Here is a 3,837-nt window from a genome sequence, read left to right as displayed (position 1 = left end):
TCCCCTTCTAACCCCGTCGTTTCAAACGACGAAACCCGCCCAAGGAAACTGAAAGGAAAAGAGAAAAACTACGAACCAGCGAACACACACCGTCGGATAAAACGACGAAGCAAAGCCACAGCCCAAAGTCCAGCACCGTCGAATCAAACGACGGCTACACCGCCAGGCTCTAGCCGAGGCTCCCGACTGCTGGCGAAGGGGCCGGCTGGTCTTCGTCATGCCGGTTAGGATGGAGTGAATGCAGATCTACATTGCTTCAGTGCCCGTTGATGATGTTGCCCGCGCTCACGACTTCTATGTCAATACGCTCGGATTTCGAGTGAAGGCTGACGTAACCCACGGAGACTTTCGATGGCTCACGGTCGCCAACGCTGAAGGCCAAGGGGATATGGAGCTCCTGCTCGAGCCCAAGGCACTCCCCGCGGCCAAGGACTACGCAGAAGCACTCAAGGCTGATGGTATTCCTGTCACCCAGTTCCTATCTGCAGACGTGGAGAGAGAATATAGCGAGCTCACTGAAAAGGGAGTGCAGTTCACTATGGGGCCTACCGACGTCGGCCCCTCCACCATCGCCGTCTTCGATGACACCGTAGGAAACCTCATCCAACTGGTACAGCTCAAGAAATAGAGAATAAAGAATGTCACACTCACCATCTTCCGTCGCCGTCATCGCAGCCATTAGCGCCGTATGCGTGATGCCTCTAACTGCGTGCGCGGAGCGCGGGTCAGACACGACTCCAGCGCCGCAGTTCAGTGCACTTCCTTCTAGCTCCGCCGCCACCGATGCGCCGGAGCCGCCGCCCAGCGACACGCAGGCTGCTCCCTCACAGCAGGGCGCAAACGTTGCGGCCTTTGCGGGGATGGGGACGGCTGCGCTCGATGACCAACACCACATGCCGGATCAGTTGGGCGGTCTCACTCCGACGGGCGTGCGCGTAGGCGATCACGACGGTTTCACGCGGGTGGTGGTTGATCTCGAAGGTGAAGGTGAGCCCGGCTGGTTCACCGCCTATACCGATGAACCTCGTCAACAGGCATCAGGTTATCCAGTCGAAGTAGAGGGAAACACTTTTCTCAATCTGGGGATCGAGGGAACCCCGTGGCCTTCCACACCGGAGCTCGAAGAAAAGTATATGAAGCCGGGAACTACTCCCGGTACCGGTGTGGTGAGCGAGGTCGTATACACCACCTCATTCGAGGCACAAACCCAATTGATCATTGGACTACAGAAGAAGACGCCGTACTCGGTGACTTTCCTGGAGGACCCTAAGCGGCTCGTACTCGACTTCCAGGATTAACAACGTGTGCAGAAACGATAAGGGCCCTGCCCCCAGCTAATTCCTGGGTTACAGGGCCCTTGTTCTAGGAGGTCCTAACAGTCCTAGCTAGTCTGGGGATTAATCCTCCTCGACTGGGACCAGGGAGATCTTGCCGCGGTTATCGATGTCGGCGATTTCCACCTGAATCTTATCGCCAACGTTGACGACGTCTTCGACCTTTTCAATGCGCTCGTCGCCACCCAGCTTCGAGATGTGCACTAGGCCATCACGACCCGGGGTCAACGAAACGAAGGCGCCGAAAGCCACGGTCTTCACCACGGTGCCGAGGAAGCGCTCGCCCACCTTCGGCAGCTGTGGGTTAGCAATGCTGTTCACGCGGTCGATGGCAGCGTCAGCGGCTTCACCCGTAGCGGCCGAAATGTAGACGGTGCCGTCTTCCTCGATGGAGACATCGGCGCCAGTTTCCTCGGTGATGGCGTTGATGGTCTTGCCCTTCGGGCCAATGAGCTCACCAATCTTGTTCACCGGGATAGTCACCGAGGTAATGCGCGGAGCCAGGCCAGACATCTCGTCTGGGCCCTCGATGACCTCCGACATAGTGTCGAGGATGGCGGCACGGGCGTCGCGGGCCTGTTCGAGGGCGTCGGCAAGCACGTGCGATGGAATGCCATCCAACTTGGTGTCCAGCTGCAGGGCGGTGATGAACTCGGAAGTACCGGCAACCTTGAAGTCCATATCGCCGAAGGCATCCTCAGCACCGAGGATGTCGGTGAGTGCCACGAACTTTTCCTTGCCGTTAACTTCACCAGAAACCAAACCCATGGCGATACCCGCCACTGGGGCCTTCAACGGAACGCCCGCGTTGTAGAGGGACAGGGTGGACGCACAGACGGAACCCATGGAGGTAGAACCGTTGGAACCAAGGGCCTCAGACACCTGGCGAATGGCGTAGGGGAAGTCCTCACGGGAGGGGATCACCGGCAGCAGCGCGCGCTCAGCCAGCGCACCGTGACCAATCTCGCGGCGCTTCGGGGAGCCTACGCGACCGGTCTCACCGGTGGAGTACGGCGGGAAGTTGTAGTGGTGCATGTAGCGCTTGGACTCCACTGGGGTCAGGGAGTCGATCTGCTGCTCCATCTTCAGCATGTCCAGGGTGGTCACGCCTAGGATCTGGGTCTCACCACGCTCAAACAGGGAGGAACCGTGAGCACGCGGGATGAGGTCAACCTCTACGCCGAGGTCACGGATATCGGTCACACCACGGCCATCGATACGGAAGCCCTCAGTGAGGATCTTGGCGCGCACGATGTCCTTCATCACGGCGTTGAAAGCGTTGCGGATCTGCTTGGATGCATCGGCCTCATCGAGGTCATCAAAATCGTCGATGAGCTTAGCCTCGACCTGCTCCATGAACTCATTAGTGGCGTCATCGCGGTCCTGCTTGCCCGGGATGGTGAGGAGCTTCTCCAGCTTCTTGGCGGCTGCCTTTTCGACGGCCGCATAAACATCATCACCGTAGGGCGGGAAGAGCGGGAACTCCTGCGTCTCCTTGGCTGCACGCTCCGCCAGACCTGCCTGCGCTTCACACAGAGACTTGATGAAAGGCTTCGCAGCCTCCAAGCCCTCAGCCACGGTGGACTCCTGCGGAGCCGGTGCACCTTCCTTGATGCGCTCGGCTACGTTCACACCAGCGCCGGCCTCCACCATCATGATGGCAACGTCATCCTTGCGGCCCTTCTTCACGATGCGGCCGGCAACGACCATCTCGAAGAGAGCACGCTCGTGCTGCTCGTTGTTCGGGAAGGCCACCCACTGGCCCTTAGGGTGCTTATCATCAGCGATCAGTGCCATGCGCACGCCGCCCACCGGGCCAGACACAGGTAGGCCGGAGAGCTGGGTGGAGGCGGAAGCGCCGTTGATGGCAACGACGTCGTAGTACTCCTCCGGGTCCATGGAAAGGACCGTGACAACGACCTGGACCTCGTTGCGCAAGCCCTTCACGAAGGTCGGGCGCAGCGGGCGGTCGATGAGGCGGCAGGCCAGAATAGCCTCAGTAGAGGGACGGCCCTCACGGCGGAAGAAGGAGCCCGGGATCTTACCTGCGGCGTACATGCGCTCCTCGACGTCCACGGTCAGCGGGAAGAAGTCGAAACCTTCGCGCGGCTGGTTTGAAGCGGTGGTCGTGGACAGCAGCATGGTGTCCTCGTCCAGGTAAGTGGTCACGGAGCCACCGGCCTGGCGAGCCAGCTGGCCCGTCTCAAAACGGATGGTACGCGTGCCGAAATCGCCATTGTCCAGGGTGGCGATGGCCTCGGTGATTCCGTAATCGTCGTCGATAAGGAACTCGACGGAATTGTTTGGTTGCTTCTTAGCGTTCTTAGCGCTCATGTATGAAACTCTCCTTGGAGCTGTCATGGCGATCTTCGGTGCCGCCTCTTCTTCGATGTTTTCTGACAACGCCCAAGAATTTTAGCAGATGAGACAAGAAAACCCCCGCACACAGGTGCGGGGGTTGAAAAGTTAGGCTTAAGGGACATTTCGTGTGGATAAACCGATA

3 protein-coding genes are annotated in these 3,837 nt (G+C 59.1%); 2 read left to right on the top strand and 1 reads right to left on the bottom strand.

Features of this window, described 5'->3' with window-relative positions:
- The first annotated feature begins 238 nt into the window (after positions 1–238).
- Positions 239–628 (top strand): VOC family protein, encoded by a 390-nt coding sequence (locus HMPREF2806_RS03630; protein ID WP_070516268.1) that lies wholly within the window; start codon positions 239–241, stop codon positions 626–628.
- Positions 629–638: 10 nt separating this feature from the next.
- A complete protein-coding gene (locus tag HMPREF2806_RS03625) occupies positions 639–1,298 on the top strand; it encodes an AMIN-like domain-containing (lipo)protein (RefSeq protein WP_070516267.1) in 660 nt (219 codons plus the stop codon).
- Positions 1,299–1,397: 99 nt separating this feature from the next.
- Here HMPREF2806_RS03625 and HMPREF2806_RS03620 read toward each other — a convergent pair whose 3' ends face one another.
- On the bottom strand, positions 1,398–3,668 hold the full coding sequence (locus tag HMPREF2806_RS03620; RefSeq protein ID WP_070516265.1) for a polyribonucleotide nucleotidyltransferase: 2,271 nt from the start codon (positions 3,666–3,668) through the stop codon (positions 1,398–1,400).
- Positions 3,669–3,837: the final 169 nt, after the last annotated feature.

Origin of the sequence: Corynebacterium sp. HMSC076G08 (genome assembly GCF_001811515.1) — a bacterium.
Classification (GTDB): Bacteria; Actinomycetota; Actinomycetes; order Mycobacteriales; family Mycobacteriaceae; genus Corynebacterium; species Corynebacterium hiratae.
Note: the sequence above shows the minus strand (reverse complement) of the source record. Positions and strands in the feature narration are given on the sequence as shown.

Bases quoted from the DNA above. Each gene is read 5' to 3' on its own strand.
- HMPREF2806_RS03620 (WP_070516265.1), bottom strand. From the start codon at position 3,668: ATGAGCGCTAAGAACGCTAAGAAGCAACCAAACAATTCCGTCGAGTTC.
- HMPREF2806_RS03625 (WP_070516267.1), top strand. From the start codon at position 639: ATGTCACACTCACCATCTTCCGTCGCCGTCATCGCAGCCATTAGCGCC.
- HMPREF2806_RS03630 (WP_070516268.1), top strand. From the start codon at position 239: ATGCAGATCTACATTGCTTCAGTGCCCGTTGATGATGTTGCCCGCGCT.